Origin of the sequence: uncultured Barnesiella sp. (genome assembly GCF_946496565.1) — a bacterium.
GTDB lineage: Bacteria > Bacteroidota > Bacteroidia > Bacteroidales > Barnesiellaceae > Barnesiella > Barnesiella merdigallinarum.
Genome location: NZ_CAMMHD010000009.1, coordinates 68,794 through 87,205, shown reverse-complemented (window position 1 = coordinate 87,205; position 18,412 = coordinate 68,794). Strand labels below are relative to the sequence as shown.

The following is an 18,412-nucleotide window of genomic DNA, read 5'->3' as shown; positions in this document are numbered from 1 at the left end:
GATCCGAGTTTTCGGATTCCTTTTTTTTGTCACCTTGGGTGGCAAGTCATTGTCTGTGGCAGGGGCCGGGGCTGGCAGTCACAACAAAAGGGGCTGAACCGAGAAGTGTATCCGGTTCAGCCCCTTTTGTACCCCCGCCGAGAATCGAACTCGGATTTAAAGTTTAGGAAACTTCCGTTCTATCCGTTGAACTACAAGGGCATTCAGCCGACAAAAGTAGTATAAAATTTTATATCCGTCAACCCTTTGGGCCGATTAGTCGAAGAGGGCTTTCAATATTTCGGGCGAGTGCAGCTCGTCGATGCCGGGCTGGTGCAGGCGGTAGTAGGTGAGTATGCGGTCGAGCACGGCGTTGCGTTCGCCCCGGTTGAAGCGGAAGTAGCGCAGGTTGTTGAAGTCCATGCGGGTGAGCTGCGCGAAAATTTCGGCCTCGCGGGGCTCGAGCGTATAGGCATGTAGCGGGCGGCTGGGGGTGAATATGCCGTTGAGCATGTCGAAGTAGTAGCCCGGGTGGTAGCTCTCCATGTTGGGACTGAAGCCGAGAAATCCGCACAGTTGCAGCAGGAAGCAGAGGTGAAAGTTGGCTTTGCCCTCGTCGATGAGATTGAGCACCTGGATAGCCTGGGCAATGAAGGCGAAGAGCTGCGGGTTGGGCTCGGGCATCTTGAGGGTCTGGCCCAGCATCTCGGCCAGGAACAGCGTCTCGGCATTCTTCACCGGGTCGGTATAGATGTTTTGCAGGGGGAGCATGGTGCGGGCCTCGACAATCTTTTGCAACTCGCGGGTGTTGCGATGGTCGATGTCGAGTTCGAGAATCGAGAAAGGCATGAAGAGCGGGCGGTACATGCGGGCTTTCCGGCCGTTGCCCTGAGGGAAGAGAAAAGCCATGCGACCATACTCACGCGTGTAGAGGTGAGCCACCGCTACCTTGTCGTTGTAGGGGATAATATGCAGAACGATACCTAAGGTCTTTTCGAGCATTCGCGTAATAAGTTTAGTGCAAAAATAACTTTTTTTGAGCAAAAGGGAAGAGCCTCTAAGCGACTGTTTTAACAAGAGTTTTAAGTGGGAAAATGATAAAAGAGCCTCACAGCAAAGGGGGCTCTGGAATATGAGGTTATATTTGTACTATCATGTAAAAAAAAGGTATGGAACGGTTGGAAGTTTTTGATTACTCGAATGTGCTTATTGCGAGTTATTTTACCGATAACCGGGGTTGTGCCCACGAGAATCGAGATCATACGCTCATCTATTTATGCTCGGGTGAGCTGGAGATTGAGGAGCGGGGCCGACGTACCGTGCTGCGTGCGGGCGATTGTGCATTTATGCGGCGCGATAACCGCATGTGGTTGCAAAAGCGCATTGTAGGCGACAAGCCTTATCACTCGATTGCTTTGAAATTTTCGAAGGCATTTCTCCGGGAGTTTTATCAGCAACGGCTCGACCCGAGGGAGATTCCTGCCGAGAGTCGCCGGGAGAGAGTGAGTCTGTGGATATTGCCACGCGACCGGGCCGATGTGCGCTCGTTGTTCGAGTCGGTGATTCCCTATTTCGAATCGGGGGAGAAACCCTCCGAGGAGATACTGAAACTGAAAATGGTCGAAGGGGTGTATGTGTTGTTGCATACCGACAGCAGTCTGTACGCCTCGTTGTTCGATTTTGTGGAGCCGTGGAAGATCGATATTCTCGATTATCTCAACGAGAACTACATGTTCGACCTTTCGTTGAGCGAAATTGCCGGTTATACAGGGCGTAGCCTCGCTACGTTCAAGCGCGATTTTGCCAAAGTGAGCGACCTTACTCCCCAAAAGTGGATTATCCGGCGGCGACTGGCTGCCGCTCACGACCTGATCAAGAGCGGGCACCATCGCATTACCGATGTTTGCTACGAGGTGGGGTTCAAGAATCTGGCCCATTTCTCGCGAGCTTATAAAGAGGTTTACGGAGTTCCGCCATCGGCAAAATGAGCTTCTGGGTAAAGTAGATTGAGCCCCGCAACGGGTTTGTTGCGGGGCTCAATCTTTATCTTTGCCTTATAAACAATCAACTACAAGTATGGGAACTATGCAAGGAAAAGTCGCTTTGGTTACCGGGGCAGCGACCGGTATAGGGTTGGCTTGCGCCGAGGCTTTTGCCCGGGCTGGAGCTACCGTAGTGATGGTCGATATTAACAAGCCGACAGACCAGGCAGCCCGGCTGGTGCAAGCGGGGTACGCGGCCGTACCCTACCGCTGTGATGTCTCCGATACGAAGGCTGTAGAAGAGATGATAGGTTGGATAGTGGCCACCTATGGCCGGTTGGATGCCGCGCACAACAATGCCGGCATACAGACCCCGCAACGGCCCATGGCCGAGATTACCGACGAGGAGTTTGACCGCACGGTGGCCGTCGATCTGAAGGGGGTATGGAACTGCATGCGTTACGAGATACGCCAGATGCTCAGGCAGGGCGGTGGTGCCATTGTCAACACCTCGTCGCAAGGCGGAGTCACGGGCTTCCCCGGGCAGGCTGCCTACATAGCCTGCAAGCATGCGGTCATCGGTCTCACACGTACGGCCGCTATCGACTATGCCGCCCAGGGAATACGCATCAATGCCGTGTGCCCGGGTGTGATACGAACCCCGATGGCCGAAGAGTTGCTTCGGCGAAATCCCGATTTGGAACAAGAGCTGGTGCGCGATATTCCGGCCGGCCGCATGGGGCGTCCCGACGAGATTGCCCACGCTGTGCTGTGGCTGTGCTCCGACGATGCCAGTTTTGTAGACGGCCACGCTTTGTTGGTCGATGGTGCATTTTCGATTCATTGAGAGAGGCAAACATGAAAGAAGAGAATCGAACAGGAGCAATAAGCCGCCGGTCTTTTTTCAAGCGGGCGGCTGCGGTCGGAGCCGCACTGGCTCTGCCTTCGGGAATAGAACGCGTTTGGGCCGGGGAATCGCCGGCTGTCGATAAACCGCAGGCCGATCAACCGGTAGGGGAGGCAGCTACGATTGCCACCCGCCGGGTATTGGGCAGCGGAGCGGCAGCCTTGGAGGTATCGGCTCTCGGGTTCGGGGTGATGGGCATGATCTATAATCGCAGTCAGCACCCCGGGAAAAGGGAGTGTATGGCTCTGCTGCATGAGGCTGTGGAGCGTGGGGTAACTCTCTTCGATACGGCCATTATCTACGGACCGCTGACCAATGAGCGGTTGGCGGGCGAGGCGCTGGCCGCCTTTCGCGACCGCATTTGTGTGACGACGAAGTTCGGCCACGAGGTGATTGACGGGAAAGCGACCGGTCGGCAAGACAGCCGCCCGGCTACGATTCGTCGTTATTGCGAGGAGTCGCTGCGTCGGTTGCGCATCGACTGCATCCCCCTCTTTTACCAGCATCGATTCGACCCGCAGGTACCCATCGAAGAGGTAGCCGGCACGTTGGGCGATTTGATTCGCGAGGGCAAGGTGCGTTGTTGGGGGTTGTGCGAGGTGAGTGCCGAGACTATCCGCAAGGCTCACGCCGTGCAGCCGCTCACGGCGATACAGAGCGAATATCATCTCATGCACCGGGCTGTCGAGGAGAACGGCGTACTCGACACCTGTCGGGAGTTGGGCATCGGCTTTGTGCCGTACAGTCCGCTGAACCGGGGCTTTCTGGGTGGTTGCATCAACGAATATACCGCCTTCGACCCGAATAACGACAACCGTCCCACGCTGCCACGATTCCAGCCCGAAGCCATCAGAGCCAATCTGCGCATCGTGAATGTGCTGCAAGAGTTCGGCCGCACCCGGGGTATGACCTCGGCCCAGGTGGCGCTGAGCTGGCTGTTGCAAAAGGCCCCGTGGATAGTCCCTATCCCGGGCACCACGAAGCTGTCGCATCTGGAGGAGAACCTGCGAACCCTCTCGTTTGAGTTGCCGGCAGCCGACTGGCGGGCACTCGAAGCGGCTGTGGCCGAGATTCCTGTCGTGGGCGACCGATACAATGCCGAACAACAGCGTCAGGTAGGTTTTTGAGTCGGTGAATCAATATCCCGATAATCGGTTTCAAGAGGTCCCCTCGTCCCGTATCGAGTTGAACAGGGGTTATATCGAGGGGCGAGGGCGACCCGAAATCGAGTAGTAAAAGGGGGTAAATGAAAGATTTTTAGGGAAAAATTTTGCCAATTCAAAAAACCGCTCTATATTTGCACTCGCATTTGGAAAGGGCGCCTTACTTTTTACATCTAAGGCGCATTTTTATCAAGGGCCCATTCGTCTATCGGCTAGGACGCAAGATTTTCATTCTTGAAAGAGGAGTTCGATTCTCCTATGGGCTACGAATATAAAAATAAAATAATTAGGAGACTATTGAGATGGCAAATCATAAATCGTCGGAAAAAAGAATCAGACAAACACAAGTGAGAAATTTGCGTAACCGTTACTACGCAAAAACTGCTCGTAACGCCGTTCGTAAATTGCGTGCTACTACTGTAAAAGAAGAGGCCGCCGCTTTGTATGTAAAAGTGAGCTCGATGTTGGACAAGCTGGCTAAGAAAAATGTAATCCACAAAAACAAAGCCGCTAACCTGAAATCGAAATTGGCTCTCCACGTCAACAAATTGTAATTTCGTAGAGATTGAAAATCGGCAGGGACACCCCCGCCGGTGATAGGTACGGCCCATTCGTCTATCGGCTAGGACGCAAGATTTTCATTCTTGAAAGAGGAGTTCGATTCTCCTATGGGCTACTTTAAGAGTGCGACAGTAACGGCTGCCGCACTCTTTTTATATTCGGTCGGTCGAGGAGGACCGGCGATGTGTAAAACCCGTGGCGTTTGTCTCTGAAAGGGTGCGATTTCTTGGCGTGATATTTCGTCATTCCAACTTTTTTCTCTATTTTTGTTTGTTCGTGGAGAGACGGCTTTTCGAGCCGCTTCTACCGTGTTTTTCCCGTAAGGTACCGGTCTGAAAACCGGAGGAGGGAAAGACCTCAATACAAATAAAAAGATTCGGATAATATGTCAGAAGGAACAGAAAACAAAACTTATTCAGCCGATAGTATTCAAGTGCTCGAAGGGCTCGAGGCCGTTCGTAAGCGCCCGGCCATGTATATTGGCGATATTGGCGTCAAAGGTTTGCATCACCTGGTCTACGAGGTAGTCGACAACTCAATCGACGAGGCTATGGCCGGTTATGCTACACACATCGAGGTGTATATCAACGAAGATAACTCGATAAAGGTGGTCGATAACGGTCGTGGTATCCCGGTCGACATGCACGAGAAGGAACACAAGTCGGCCCTCGAGGTAGTGCTCACGGTGCTTCATGCGGGTGGTAAATTCGACAAGGGTTCTTACAAGGTATCGGGTGGTCTGCACGGTGTAGGTGTTTCGTGTGTGAATGCCCTGTCGACCTATCTGCGTGCCGAGATTCGCCGCGACGGCAAGGTCTATATGCAAGAGTATGCCTGTGGAAAACCGCTGCACGATGTCGAGGTGATTGGCGAAACCGACGAGCGGGGTACGACGATTATCTTCCACCCCGATGCCTCTATCTTCACGACTACGGTCTACGACTACGATATTCTGGCACACCGCCTGCGCGACCTGGCCTTCTTGAATGCCGGCATTACGCTGTCGCTGACCGACCGTCGGGCAGTCAACGAGAACGGCGAGTTCCGGAAAGATGTTTTCTATTCGAAAGAGGGCTTGAAAGAGTTTGTGCGCTACATCGACTCCAACAAGGAGCACCTGATCGACGACGTGATACACATCTCGACCGAGCGTCAGGGTGTCCCCGTCGAAGTGGCCATGACCTACAATACCACCTACAACGAGAACGTATACTCCTACGTCAACAATATCAACACCATCGAGGGCGGTACGCACCTCACCGGTTTCCGCCGCGGTTTGACCCGTACGCTGAAAAAGTATGCCGAGGATTCCAAGATGCTCGACAAGGTGAAGGTCGAAATCAGCAGCGACGACTTCCGCGAAGGCCTTACCGCCGTTATCTCGGTGAAGGTGATGGAACCTCAGTTCGAGGGTCAGACCAAAACCAAGCTGGGTAACAGCGAGGTAATCGGTGCTGTCGATACGGCCGTGAGCGAGGCGCTGGCCAACTATCTGGAAGAGCATCCTGCTCAGGCCAAGGCCATCGTCGAGAAGGTAATCATTGCTGCTACGGCCCGTCATGCCGCCCGCAAGGCTCGTGAGCTGGTACAACGCAAGTCGCCCCTCTCGGGAGGCGGGCTGCCCGGTAAGCTGGCCGACTGCTCGTCGCGTAACCCCGAGGAGTGTGAGATATTCCTCGTCGAGGGTGACTCGGCCGGTGGTTCGGCCAAGCAGGGCCGCGACCGTATGTTCCAGGCCATTCTGCCGTTGCGCGGTAAGATTCTGAATGTCGAGAAGGCCATGGACCACAAGGTATTCGAAAGTCAGGAAATCAGCAACATGTTCAAGGCGCTGGGCGTAACCATCGGTACGGCCGAGGATTCGAAGCAGGCCAACATCGAGAAGCTGCGCTACCACAAAATCATCATCATGACCGATGCCGATGTCGATGGCGCACACATTGCCACCCTGTTGCTCACCTTCTTCTTCCGCCGCATGCGTCCGCTCTTGGAGCAAGGCTACGTCTATCTGGCCACGCCGCCGCTCTACAAGTGCAAGAGCAAGCGGGGCAAAGCCGAGGAGTATTGCTGGACCGACCAGCAGAAAGACCAGTTCTGCGTGAAATACTGCGACGGCAACGAGCAGTTGATGGAGACGCAGCGTTACAAAGGTTTGGGTGAGATGAACCCCCACCAGTTGTGGGAGACCACCATGGACCCCGAGAACCGTATCCTCAAGCAGGTGACTATCGACAATGCCGCCGAGGCCGACCGCATCTTCTCGATGCTGATGGGCGAGGATGTAGGTCCGCGTCGCGAGTTCATCGAGTCGAATGCCACCTATGCCAATATCGATGCTTAATTGCTGAAACCAGATACGAGTCAGCCCGGTTGTTCAATATCGGGCTGACTTGGTTTAAATAGAGTTGTAACACTCCCCGGGCGATGCCGCGCTGCATCGGGGCCAGGGAAGAATAAAAGAGAGTCGTGTTATGGAACGGAAAGCGTTGAACAGTCTCGGCTACATGGAGCTGATAGCCTTTTTTATCTTTGTGCTGTTTTTGGTCGGCGTCTATTTCGACCTCACTTGGTTGCAAGCGGCCATGGCCGTCTGTTTTGTAGGACCTGTAGCGGGTATTCTGCGCTATCCCAGGCGGTGCAAGTCGACGGGCGAGCCTTTTGTCAAGGCTCGTTTCGCCTGGTCGTTCATCACGCTCTTCCTCTATCTGGGTATGGCCTTCGGGCTGCTCAAGGTCTTTTGAGCTTATGTAACAACAGCGGGGGGGAGTGTCGCTCTGTGCCGCGGGGTACGTGGCCGGGCGGTTGTGAAATAACACCTGTTTTTTCGCTCAAAAGTCCAGAATAAGTTCCCTTTTTATTTGTTTCTACCGACGTTTTCGCTATCTTTGGATAGCCATAGGAGACGAGGCGGCAAGGCCTGCGTGAGAGTGAGGCCGTTATCGCCATCCGACTCCTGCCGTTCACGATTGTTGTATACCCACATTAAACCCCTATAAGATGAAACAGACGAAGAAAAAAGATTCCAAGCGAATCAAAAAGGAAGATATGCTGGCCTTGATGGTCGAGTTCTTCAATCAGGACAGAAAGCGGGTGTTTAATTACAAACAGGTCGCTCATGGGGTTGGGGCCAAGACTACGCCCCAGAAACAGATGGTGTTCCAGTTGCTCGAGGGCATGGCCGAGCAGAACTTCCTGATCGAGGTCTCGCCCGGCAAATACAAGGCCAACAGCCGGGGCACCGAGGTGGTAGGCCGTTTCGAACGTCGTTCGAACGGTAAGAATCATGTCATTACCGACGACGAAGAGTCGATTTTCATTGCCGAGCGCAACTCGATGCACGCCATGGACGGCGACCGGGTGCGGGTGCTGGTCTATGCCAAGCGCAAGGGCCACGATGCCGAGGGCGAAGTGGTCGAGATTATCGAAAAGAATCCGCAGACCTTTGTGGGTACACTCGAGGTGCAGAAGCACTTTGCCTTCCTGCTTACCGACAACAAGGTGCTGGCCAACGACATATTCATTCCCAAGAATGCCCTCAAGGGGGGCAAGACGGGCGACAAGGCGGTGGTGCGCATCACCGAGTGGCCCGATCGGGCACGAAATCCCTATGGCGAGGTTATCGACATTCTGGGACCGGCCGGTGAGAACAATACCGAGATTCATGCCATCCTGGCCGAGTTCGGGTTGCCCTATCGCTACCCCGAGGCTGTGGAGAAGGCGGCCAACAAGATACCCGACACCATTACGCCCGAGGAGATTGCCGCTCGCGAGGACTTCAGAGAGGTGACCACCTTTACCATCGACCCCAAGGATGCCAAGGACTTCGACGACGCCCTGTCGATTCGTCGTCTCGACAATGGCCATTGGGAGGTAGGCGTGCACATTGCCGATGTGAGCTACTATGTGAAGCCCGGCAGCATCATCGACAAGGAGGCCGAGCACCGCGGTACGTCGGTCTATCTGGTCGACCGTGTGGTACCCATGTTGCCCGAGCGGTTGTGCAACGACGTCTGCTCGCTGCGCCCCGATGAAGAGAAGCTCACCTTCTCGTGCATCTTCGAGCTGAACGACGAGGCCGAGGTACAGAAGTCGCACATCGCCCGCACCGTCATTCGGTCGAACCGCCGCTTTGCCTACGAAGAGGCACAGGCCGTCATCGAGACCGGCGAGGGTGATTACAAGGAAGAGATACTTACGTTGAACGACCTGGCTCAGAAACTGCGCAAACGTCGGTTTGAGCACGGCTCCATCAACTTCGACCGTCACGAGGTGAAGTTCGACATCGACGAGAACGGCAAGCCCATAGGGGTCTACTTCAAGGTATCGAAGGAGGCCAACAAGCTCATCGAGGAGTTCATGTTGCTGGCCAACCGTACGGTGGCCGAGTTTGTGGGCAAGCCCAAGGATGGCCGCAAACCCAAAGCCTTTGTCTATCGTGTACACGACCTGCCCGACCCCGACAAGATGTCGTCGTTTGCTGCCTTCATCACCCGCTTCGGCTACAAAATCAAGACCGAGGGCAGCAAGAGCGACCTGTCGAAAGGCATCAACAGCCTGCTGGCCAAGGTGCAGGGACGTCCCGAAGAGAACCTGGTAGAGACCATTGCCATACGGGCCATGGCCAAGGCCATCTATACGACAGTCAATATCGGCCACTACGGACTGGCTTTTGACTACTATACCCACTTTACATCGCCCATACGCCGGTATCCCGACCTGATGGTACACCGGCTGCTCGAGCGCTACATGGCCGGCGGCCGCAGCGTGAACGTGCAGGCGCTGGAGGATGAGTGCGAACACGCTTCGGATATGGAACAGCTCGCTGCCAGTGCCGAGCGTGCCTCGATCAAGTACAAGCAGGTCGAGTACATGAGCGAGCGGTTGGGACAGGAGTACGACGGTGTCATCTCGGGCATTACCGAGTGGGGACTGTATGTCGAAATCAACGAGAACAAGTGCGAGGGGCTGGTACCCATACGCGACCTCGAGGACGATTACTACGAGTTCGACGAGAAGAACTACTGCCTCATGGGGCGCCGTACCCACCGCATCTATCGGCTGGGCGATCCCATCCGCATCAAGGTGGCTCGGGCCAACCTCGAGCGCAAGCAGCTCGACTTTGCGCTGGCCGAGCAGCAATAGCCGGGTTGGGCGAAATCGAATTTTCACGGAGTCGGGCAAGGCGTTTACGCCCTGCCGGGCTCCGTTTTATTTCTTAAAAAGGTCGTAAAAAGGGAGTTATTCTTTTTTTACTCTTTTTTTAGCGTTATCTTTGTGTGGAAAGCCGGTACAGAGCCGGCAGGATAGAATTTTATGGAAGAAAATACAAATGTAAATATCGACTTGGAATATGGCTCCGACGCCATCAAGACCCTCGACTGGAAAGAGCACATCCGTCGCCGTCCCGGTATGTATATCGGCAAGCTGGGCGACGGCTCGCACGCCGACGACGGCATCTATGTGCTGCTGAAAGAGGTGCTCGACAATGCGCTCGACGAGCATATGATGGGCTTTGGCAAACAGATAGTCGTGGAGATTTCGCCCGAAGTGGTTTCGGTGCGCGACTACGGCCGGGGTATCCCTCTCGACAAGGTGCGCGACGTATCGTCGAAAATGAACACCGGCGGTAAATACGACTCCAAGGCCTTCAAGAAGTCGGTGGGGTTGAACGGCGTGGGTATCAAGGCGGTGAATGCCTTGTCGTCGAGTTTCTTTATCCAGTCGTATCGCGACGGCATGAGCAACTCGGTGAGCTATGCCCGGGGCGAAGTCATCTCGGAGAGCGGCCTCACGCCTACCGACGAGCTCAACGGCACGCTGGTGCAGTTTGCCCCCGATAATACCATATTCAAAAACTATGCCTATCGCGAGGAGCTGATTGTGCCGCTGCTCAAGAACTATGTGTTCCTGAACACGGGGCTCACCATCTTGCTGAACGGGCGTAGATACCACTCGCGCAACGGTCTGGTCGACCTGCTCAACGAGAACATGACCACCGATCCGCTCTATCCCATCATTCACCTGTCGGGGACCGACATCGAGGTGGTCATCACCCACGGTAACCAGTATGGCGAAGAGTACTACTCGTTTGTCAACGGGCAGCACACCACCCAGGGCGGTACCCACTTGACCGCCTTCAGAGAGTCGGTGTCGCGTACCATCAAGGAGTTTTACAACAAGAATTTCGAGTATACCGACATTCGCAACGGTATGGTGGCCGCCATCAGCATCAAGGTAGAGGAGCCGGTGTTCGAGTCGCAGACCAAGACCAAACTGGGCTCGAAAGACATGGGCCCCGAAGGACCTACGGTGGCCAAGTTTATCGGCGACTTCCTGAAGAAGGAGCTGGACAACTACCTGCACAAGCACGGCGATGTGGCCGAGGTGATGCTGAAAAAGATATTGGCCTCGGAGAAGGAGCGCAAGGCTATTGCCGGGGTGACGAAGCTGGCCCGCGAACGGGCCAAGAAGGCGAGCCTCAACAACCGCAAGTTGCGCGACTGCCGCATACACTACAACGATGCGAAGGGCGACCGGCGCGACGAGAGTTGCATATTCATTACCGAGGGCGACTCGGCCAGCGGCTCGATTACCAAGATTCGCAACGTAGAGACTCAGGCCGTATTCTCGCTGCGGGGGAAGCCCCTCAACACCTACGGCCTCACCCAGAAGGTGGTGTATGAAAACGAGGAGTTCAACCTGTTGCAGGCGGCCCTCAACATCGAGGAGGGTATCGAGGGGTTGCGCTACAACAAGGTGATTATCGCTACCGATGCCGATGTCGACGGCATGCACATACGTCTGCTGATGATTACCTTCCTCCTGCAGTTCTTCCCCGACCTGATCAAGAAGGGGCATGTCTATATTTTGCAGACCCCCCTCTTCAGGGTGCGCAACAAGAAGGAGACCTACTATTGTTATAGCGACGAAGAGCGTATCGCTGCCATCGAGAAGTGCGGGGCCAATCCCGAGGTGACTCGATTCAAAGGGTTGGGCGAGATTTCGCCCGAGGAGTTCCGCCAGTTCATCGGCCCCGATATGCGCCTCGACCAAGTATCGTTGCGAAAAGAAGACCTGGTGAAAGACCTGCTCGAGTTTTACATGGGCAAGAACACCATGGAGCGACAAAATTTTATTGTACAAAATCTGGTTATAGAAGATGACACCAACCTCGTCTAAACGAATCGCCGTATTTCCCGGGACTTTCGACCCCTTTACCATCGGCCACATGTCGATTGTAAACCGCGGGCTCGAACTGCTCGACGAAGTGGTGATTGCCATCGGTATCAACGACTCGAAACGCACCTATTTTACGGTGGAGCAGCGGCTCGACATGCTGCGCGACTTCTTCCGCGACAATCCCCGCGTGCGGGTTGTCTCGTACGACAGCCTCACCATCGACCTGGCCAGGGAGTGGAATGCCCGGTTTATCTTGCGGGGCATCCGGTCGGTCAACGATTTTGAGTATGAAAAGACGATTGCCGACGTAAATCGCAAGCTCTCGGGCGTAGAGACCATCATTCTGTTTACCGAACCCGAGCTGACCCACGTCAGCTCCACCATCGTGCGCGAGCTCTTGCGCTTCGGTCACAGTGTGGACGAGTTTGTACCCAAGGGTTTGAAACTGGTATAATTTGACAACAAACGATGAAACGACTGTTTTTTGCGATACTCCTGCTGGCTGTGACCGCAGGAGCCGTACGGGCGCAGGGCCAGAGTGAAGGCATGCGCAAACTGAGTCTGGCCGATTTTGCCATCACCAACCTCTATGTCGACGAGGTCGACGAAGCGAAGCTGGTCGAGGATGGCATACGGGGCATGCTCGAGAAACTCGACCCCCATTCGACCTATACGACTGCCGAGGAGACCAAGGAGATGAACGAGCCGTTGCAGGGCAACTTCAGCGGCATCGGCATTCAGTTCAACATGAACCGCGACACGCTGTATGTGATACAGACCATCGTGGGGGGCCCCTCGGAGAAGGTGGGCATCCTGGCGGGCGACCGCATCGTCTCGGTCAACGACACGGTGATTGCCGGGGTGAAGATGAAAAATACCGACATTATGAAACGCTTGCGCGGCGAGGCCGGCACAGTGGTGCGGGTGAGCGTGTTGCGCAAGGGGGTGAAGGAGCCCATCGAGTTCAGAATCGTACGCGACAAGATACCCATTTACAGCATCGACGCCTCGTATATGGCCGACAAGGAGACGGGCTACATACGGGTGAGTCGCTTTGCCGCCACGACCGACAAGGAGTTTTCCGATGCGCTCAAGGCATTGAAAAAGAAGGGTATGAAAAACCTTATTGTCGACCTTCAGGGTAACGGAGGCGGATACCTGGTGAGTGCTATCGGCATGGCCGACGAGTTTCTCGACGACGGGCAGTCGATTGTCTATACCGAAGGTCGCCGTTCGCCTCGCGACGATGCCTTTGCCACCAAACAGGGGCTGTTCCAGAAAGGGAAACTGGTGCTGCTGGTCGATGAGAGTTCGGCCTCGGCCAGCGAAATTCTGTCGGGAGCCGTGCAGGATTGGGACCGTGGCGTGATTGTCGGTCGCCGCACCTTCGGCAAGGGGCTGGTACAACGGCCTATCCCCTTCCCCGACGGTTCGATGATACGTCTGACCGTAGCCCGCTACTATACCCCGGCAGGGCGCAGCATCCAGAAACCCTACGACAAGGGACACGAGGCCTACGAGCGGGAGCTGCTCGACCGTTTCAACCACGGCGAACTCATCTATACCGACAGTATTCATTTCCCCGACTCGCTGCAATATCAGACCTTGAAGAGCAAGCGTATCGTCTACGGTGGCGGGGGAATCATGCCCGATGTATTTGTGCCGCTCGACACTACCATCTATACCGATTTTCACCGCGATCTGCTGGCCAAGGGGGTATTGAACCAGTATCCTATCAACTACCTCGACAAGCACCGCAAGGAGCTGACGAGCCGTTACAAGAATGTGGAGCAGTTTGTCGAGGGTTTCACGGTGACCGACGAGATGCTTGCCGACCTGCTGAAGATGGGCGAGGCCGAGAAGGTGAAGTATGACGAGGAGCAGTACCAGAAGTCGCGCAATCTCATAGCCTTGCAGGTCAAGGCGCTCGTCGCTCGTGACATGTTCGACACGGCGGCCTATTTCCGCATTATGAACCCCGAGAATCCCTCGTTTGTCAAGGCGATGGCGATTATCCACGACGATGCCGAGTATAACCGATTGCTCCAACCTCGGGAGTAATCGGTAGCCACACCATAATCAAGCGGAGCGGATGAGTCATTGACTCTTCCGCTCCGCTTGGTTTTTATCTCATACGATACGATGGACTATCGTCTCTTCCCCACAGCCCAGGGGATATACTTGTTCACTACCGGAATGAGCAGGTAGATGACGAGCAGGGTGAGGGCGAGGGCAATGGCTCCGGCCAGCAGGTCGGGCTTGCCGGTGATGGCACAGGCTATCGGTTGCAGGGGTGCCAGCAGGATGACGTGGATGCCCATGATGAGCAGCGACGATTCGCCGCAGGTACGCACAAAACGGGCCAACGGCGAGCGGTTGCCCTCGGCATAAGAGAGGAGGGCAAGGAGGGCCGCAAAGAGGGCAAAGAACTTGACCAGCGAGAGCACCGGCCACTCGATCGGCAGGTATTGCACGGCGATGAACAGCGCCAGCCCGAGGAGTGCCACGAGGTATCGGTGCGAACTGCGGGCCAGGTATCGGGCCAGCGGCAGCCCGAAGAGGTTGCCGGCGATGAAATAGGGCAGACTCTCGAGAGCCACGTTGACCATGAAGAGGGTGCGCCACTCCTCGATAGCCGGGTAGCCGACGTAGATGGCGGCTATCACCAGCAGGAACCAGAGGGTGCGATGCCGCTGTGGAATGAGTCGGTTCAATACCCAGAAGATAAGTTGCATCACGAAGAGGCAGACCAGAAACCACAACGGAATATTGACCGAGAGGTAGAGCGACCCGCTGTCGATGGTGAAGAGTTGCAGCACGGCACGCCAGTCGAACCCGTGTAGAGTGTGGTGGTGAGCTACGTGGAAGAGCAGCCGGGCGAGAAAGGAGAAGAGATAGAAGACGAGAAAGGGAACGAGTATCGTCCTCACCCGCTTCTTCAGGAAGGGGACGAAGGGTTCGTCCTTGAAAAAGGTACCCGACAGGATGAAGAAGATGGCGCTGATGAGAATCAGGTCGCACCAGTGGGGGTGAAAGGTGTGTTTCCACACGATACCCATGATGGCAAGGCCTTTGAGCAGGTCGATGCTGTCGATGCGCTTCTTGTGTGTCTGGGGTACAGGGTTTTCCATCTCTTGCGGTTAAACGGTGCAAAGATAGTGAAAGGTGAGAGCAGAAAGTCAAGTTTACTTGAACTTTATGCAGAACCGAATCTTATCTTCTACAAAGATAGTGAAAGGTGAGAGCAGAGGCAAATGAAAACCTTGTTTTCAAATTTGACCATGCCGAACCGCATCCTTTCTTATGAAAAGATAATGAAAGTCGAAGGCAGAAAAACAAGCTCGCTTGATTTTTATGCTGGCCCCTTTGAAGATAATACAAATATAGCAAGGGCTGCCCGATTTTTACCAGGCAGCCCTTGCAGGTCGAATGAGCTTATTCGTGTATTATTTCAAACCGCGGTTACGGAGCAGTGCGTCGGGGTTGGGGTCGGCACCGCGGAATTGGCGGTAGAGTTTCATGGGGTCTTCGCTGCCACCCTTCTCGAGGATGTTTTCGCGGAAGGCTTTGGCGGTAGCCGGGTCGAAGATACCGTGTTCGATGAAGGCATCGAAGGCATCGGCATCGAGCACCTCGGCCCAGGTGTAGCTGTAATAGCCGGCACAGTAGTCGTTGGTGAAGATGTGCGAGAAGTAGGTGCTGCGATAGCGGTAGGTAATCTCGTCGATGAGTCCGATAGATTGAGCTACCTCTTTCTCGAACTGGCGTACGTCGTACTCTTTGGCTTCGCTGATTTCGTGCCAGCGCATGTCGAGAATCGAAGCGGCAATGAGCTCGGTGGTAGTGAAGCCCTGGTTGAATTTCGAAGCGGCCTCCATCTTCTCGATGAGCGAGTCGGGAATCACCTCACCCGTCTTGTAGTGTTTGGCGTAGAGTTTGAGTACTTCGGGATGAGTAGCCCAGTGCTCGTTGATTTGCGAGGGCAGCTCCACGAAGTCGCGAGCTACGTTGGTACCGCTTACCGAGGGGTAGTGGCAGCGGGTGAGCATGCCGTGCAGGGCGTGGCCGAACTCGTGGAAGAGCGTCTGTACCTCGTCGATGGTGAGCAGGGCAGGCGTGTCGCCGGTAGGTTTGGTAAAGTTGGCTACGTTGTAGACGATGGGGCGCACCTCGTTGCCATCCTGTACATAGGCTTCGCGGAAGTTGTACATCCAGGCACCGGCCCGTTTGCTGGGACGGGGGAAGTAGTCGGTATAGAACACGGCCAGGTGTTTGCCGTCGGCATTCTTCACTTCGAAGGCACGCACGTCGGGGTGATATACGGGCACATCCTTCAGCTCGGTGATGGTGATGCCGTAGAGCTTGTTGGCCACCATGAAGGCCCCTTCGCGCACGTTGTCGAGGCTGAAGTAGGGTTTCAGCTCATCTTCGTTGAGGTCGTATTTGGCCTTGCGCACCTTCTCGGCATAGTACCACCAGTCCCAGGGAGCCAGTTTGAAGTTGCCGCCTTCGGCATCGATAATCTTCTGCATGTCGGCCACCTCTTCCTTGGCCCGGGGGATGGCATATTCCCACACACGGTTGAGCAGGTTGTTCACGTTCTCGTCGGTCTTGGCCATGCGGTCGTCGAGGGCAAAGTCGGCGTAGGTCTTGAAGCCCAGCAGATTGGCCTTTTTAAGGCGGAGGTTGACAATCTTCGACACGAGAGCCTTGTTGTCGTGCTCGTTGTCGTTATCGCCCTTGTTGATGTAGGCCTTGTAAACCTTCTCGCGCAGGGCGCGGTTGTCGGCATACTGGAGGAAGGGAATGCGGCTGGGAGCGTCGAGGGTAAATACCCATTTGCCGGCCAGGTTGCGGGCGGCAGCCTCGTCGGCAGCGGCAGCCACTACGGCTTCGGGCAGTCCGGCCAGGTCGGCCTCGTTGTCGATTACCAGCTGGAAGGCATTCGATTCGGCCAAGGCATTGTCGCCATACTGAATCGAGAGCATGGCCAGCTCCTTGTTGATTTCGCGCAGGGTATCCTTGGCCGCCTCGGAGAGGAGGGCGCCGGCCCGTACGAAATCTTTGTAGTGGTTCTCGAGCACTTTCATCTGTTCGGCGTCGAGACCCTCGTTTTCGCGGTTGTCATATACCGCTTTGACACGCTGGAACAGCTTGTCGTTGAGTGAGATGTTGTCGTAGTGCTCGGTGAGTCGGGGCGAAATCTCCTTGGCGATTGCCTGGAGCTCGTCGTTGGTATCGGCCTCGGTGAGGCTGCTGAAGATGAGGTTTACCCGGGTGAGCAGCAGGCCGCTGAATTCGAGAGTCTCGATGGTATTCTTGAAGGTAGGAGCCTCGGGGTTGTTGACGATGGCTTCGATTTCGGCATCGTGTTGCTTGATAGCCTCTTCGAAAGCAGGCATGTAGTGCTCGGTCTTGATCTGGTCGAACGGCGGTACGCCGAACGGAGTGTTAAATTCGCCCAAAAGCGGATTCTCTTTTTGATTGCAGGAAATCATCATAAGAGCGGTTAACGATGTGACTAAAAGTTTTTTCATGTGGTATAATATTACTGTGTTAATGAATTTCGGCAGGGGGCTCCCAGGCAAATCGTACCAGGAGCGGGTAGTGGTCGGAACTCTTGTAGCGCAGCCGTTCGAGCCAACGCGCCTCCATGTTGCCCTTGTAGAGAATGTGGTCGATGCGGAACCAGAACCGGTTGGCGTGGTAGGTGATACCGGGCCCCAGACCCAGTTCGTTGTAGGCGTTGCGGAATCCCATGCGGCGGAACCGGCGCACGGCATAGGAGAGGGGCGAGTCGTTGAAGTCGCCGCACACGATTACGTTGCCGGCGAGCTCTTCGATTTTCTCGGCCGTGAGGTCGGCCTGTTTGTTGCGGGCCCGGGCCGCATTGACAAGTTTGGAGAGCAGATGCTTCTTCACCTCGTCGAGGTAGTCGGTATTGGGGTGTGCGGTAATCTCGTGGTAGAGCTCCTTGTCGGTTTGAGTAAGCCCGATCGACTCCATGTGCTGGTTGACGACGGTAACCTCGCGCTCGCCTATCTGTACCCGATAGGCCGCTACGGCACTCGATTCGGAGTAGACGGTGTCGAAGAGCAGTCGGGCCGGATATTTCGAGAGGAAGTTCATGCCGTGGCTCGTGGGTATCCGGTAGGGATAGCGTGCGTGGATGCTGTCGATTTGCGCCTGCGCAACCTTCAGGCCGGGGTTGGGGTCGGCCAGTTCGGGCGCCTCTTGCAGGCACACCAGGTCGGCATCCTGTGCCAGCAGGAACGAGATGGTGCGGTTTTGGGGTGTATCGCTCCCCTCGTAGTCGAGCAGGAAATAGACGTTATAGGTCATCAGCGTGAACCCCGGGGCGCTGTTGTCGGGCGGCTGGGGCTTGTGTATGGGACAGTAGCGGGCTATGCCTCCCCAGGCCAGTACCAGGGCCGCCACGGGTACCCAGATATAGCGCGGGTTATAGGCGAGCCATACGAAGAGAAAGGCCACGCACACGAAGAGGTTGAGGGGAAAGAGCAGCTCGAGCAGAATGCCCACGCGGGTGGGACAGTAGGCCGAGTAGGCTCCCATGATGAGGAGTAATCCCCACAGGGTATTGAGTATCAGTAATATGATTTTGACGACATGTTTCATATCCC

At 55.3% G+C, this 18,412-nt stretch carries 14 protein-coding genes and 3 tRNA genes; 12 read left to right on the top strand and 5 right to left on the bottom strand.

Annotated features, from left to right (window positions below):
- Window positions 1-129 precede the first annotated feature (129 nt).
- Both Q1K76_RS06530 and Q1K76_RS06525 read right to left on the bottom strand, forming a co-directional pair.
- Window positions 130-201: transfer RNA gene (locus Q1K76_RS06530), tRNA-Arg, on the bottom strand.
- 54 nt (window positions 202-255) lie between these two features.
- Window positions 256-981: a DNA repair protein RecO C-terminal domain-containing protein gene (locus Q1K76_RS06525; protein WP_087407978.1), complete on the bottom strand. Its 726-nt coding sequence runs from the start codon at window positions 979-981 to the stop codon at window positions 256-258.
- A gap of 167 nt (window positions 982-1,148) precedes the next feature.
- Here Q1K76_RS06525 and Q1K76_RS06520 point away from each other — a divergent pair, with 167 nt between their 5' ends.
- The 12 genes from Q1K76_RS06520 to Q1K76_RS06465 all read left to right on the top strand — a co-directional run bounded on the left by Q1K76_RS06520 (window position 1,149) and on the right by Q1K76_RS06465 (window position 13,832).
- The gene (locus tag Q1K76_RS06520) at window positions 1,149-1,967 is read left to right on the top strand and encodes an AraC family transcriptional regulator (protein ID WP_087407979.1); all 819 of its coding nucleotides are present in this window, start codon (window positions 1,149-1,151) and stop codon (window positions 1,965-1,967) included.
- A gap of 88 nt (window positions 1,968-2,055) precedes the next feature.
- Window positions 2,056-2,808: an SDR family oxidoreductase gene (locus tag Q1K76_RS06515; RefSeq protein WP_300131970.1), complete on the top strand. Its 753-nt coding sequence runs from the start codon at window positions 2,056-2,058 to the stop codon at window positions 2,806-2,808.
- 11 nt (window positions 2,809-2,819) lie between these two features.
- Window positions 2,820-3,995: an aldo/keto reductase gene (locus tag Q1K76_RS06510; RefSeq protein ID WP_258326844.1), complete on the top strand. Its 1,176-nt coding sequence runs from the start codon at window positions 2,820-2,822 to the stop codon at window positions 3,993-3,995.
- A gap of 230 nt (window positions 3,996-4,225) precedes the next feature.
- A tRNA-Glu gene (locus tag Q1K76_RS06505) sits at window positions 4,226-4,297 on the top strand.
- A gap of 36 nt (window positions 4,298-4,333) precedes the next feature.
- Complete coding sequence (gene rpsT / locus Q1K76_RS06500) at window positions 4,334-4,585, top strand: 30S ribosomal protein S20 (protein ID WP_008862907.1); 252 nt, start codon at window positions 4,334-4,336, stop codon at window positions 4,583-4,585.
- A gap of 50 nt (window positions 4,586-4,635) precedes the next feature.
- Window positions 4,636-4,707: transfer RNA gene (locus Q1K76_RS06495), tRNA-Glu, on the top strand.
- Between the two features lie 270 nt (window positions 4,708-4,977).
- Window positions 4,978-6,933, top strand: a complete 1,956-nt coding sequence (gene gyrB / locus Q1K76_RS06490; RefSeq protein ID WP_258326843.1) for a DNA topoisomerase (ATP-hydrolyzing) subunit B — start codon at window positions 4,978-4,980, stop codon at window positions 6,931-6,933.
- A 130-nt stretch (window positions 6,934-7,063) separates the two neighbouring features.
- Window positions 7,064-7,333 carry a hypothetical protein gene (locus tag Q1K76_RS06485; protein WP_087407983.1) on the top strand — a complete coding sequence of 90 codons (270 nt, stop codon included), beginning with the start codon at window positions 7,064-7,066 and terminating at the stop codon, window positions 7,331-7,333.
- Between the two features lie 256 nt (window positions 7,334-7,589).
- Window positions 7,590-9,734, top strand: coding sequence for a ribonuclease R (gene rnr / locus Q1K76_RS06480; protein ID WP_300131967.1), 2,145 nt, complete (start codon window positions 7,590-7,592; stop codon window positions 9,732-9,734).
- 171 nt (window positions 9,735-9,905) lie between these two features.
- Window positions 9,906-11,771 (top strand): DNA topoisomerase IV subunit B, encoded by a 1,866-nt coding sequence (locus Q1K76_RS06475; RefSeq protein WP_300131965.1) that lies wholly within the window; start codon window positions 9,906-9,908, stop codon window positions 11,769-11,771.
- On the top strand, window positions 11,752-12,225 hold the full coding sequence (gene coaD, locus Q1K76_RS06470) for a pantetheine-phosphate adenylyltransferase (RefSeq protein ID WP_087407986.1): 474 nt from the start codon (window positions 11,752-11,754) through the stop codon (window positions 12,223-12,225). Before Q1K76_RS06475 ends, coaD begins: the two co-directional genes overlap by 20 nt.
- 14 nt (window positions 12,226-12,239) lie before the next feature.
- Window positions 12,240-13,832, top strand: coding sequence for a S41 family peptidase (locus tag Q1K76_RS06465; RefSeq protein ID WP_258326841.1), 1,593 nt, complete (start codon window positions 12,240-12,242; stop codon window positions 13,830-13,832).
- An 86-nt stretch (window positions 13,833-13,918) separates the two neighbouring features.
- On the opposite strand, the gene Q1K76_RS06460 is transcribed toward Q1K76_RS06465, so the two are convergent.
- From Q1K76_RS06460 to Q1K76_RS06450, 3 genes are all read right to left on the bottom strand, one after another.
- Entirely contained in the window at window positions 13,919-14,902 is a 984-nt protein-coding gene (locus Q1K76_RS06460) for an acyltransferase (protein ID WP_300131962.1), read from the bottom strand.
- A 315-nt stretch (window positions 14,903-15,217) separates the two neighbouring features.
- The gene (locus Q1K76_RS06455; RefSeq protein WP_300131959.1) at window positions 15,218-17,308 is read right to left on the bottom strand and encodes a M3 family metallopeptidase; all 2,091 of its coding nucleotides are present in this window, start codon (window positions 17,306-17,308) and stop codon (window positions 15,218-15,220) included.
- Between the two features lie 19 nt (window positions 17,309-17,327).
- The gene (locus Q1K76_RS06450; protein WP_087407990.1) at window positions 17,328-18,407 is read right to left on the bottom strand and encodes an endonuclease/exonuclease/phosphatase family protein; all 1,080 of its coding nucleotides are present in this window, start codon (window positions 18,405-18,407) and stop codon (window positions 17,328-17,330) included.
- Window positions 18,408-18,412 lie beyond the last annotated feature (5 nt).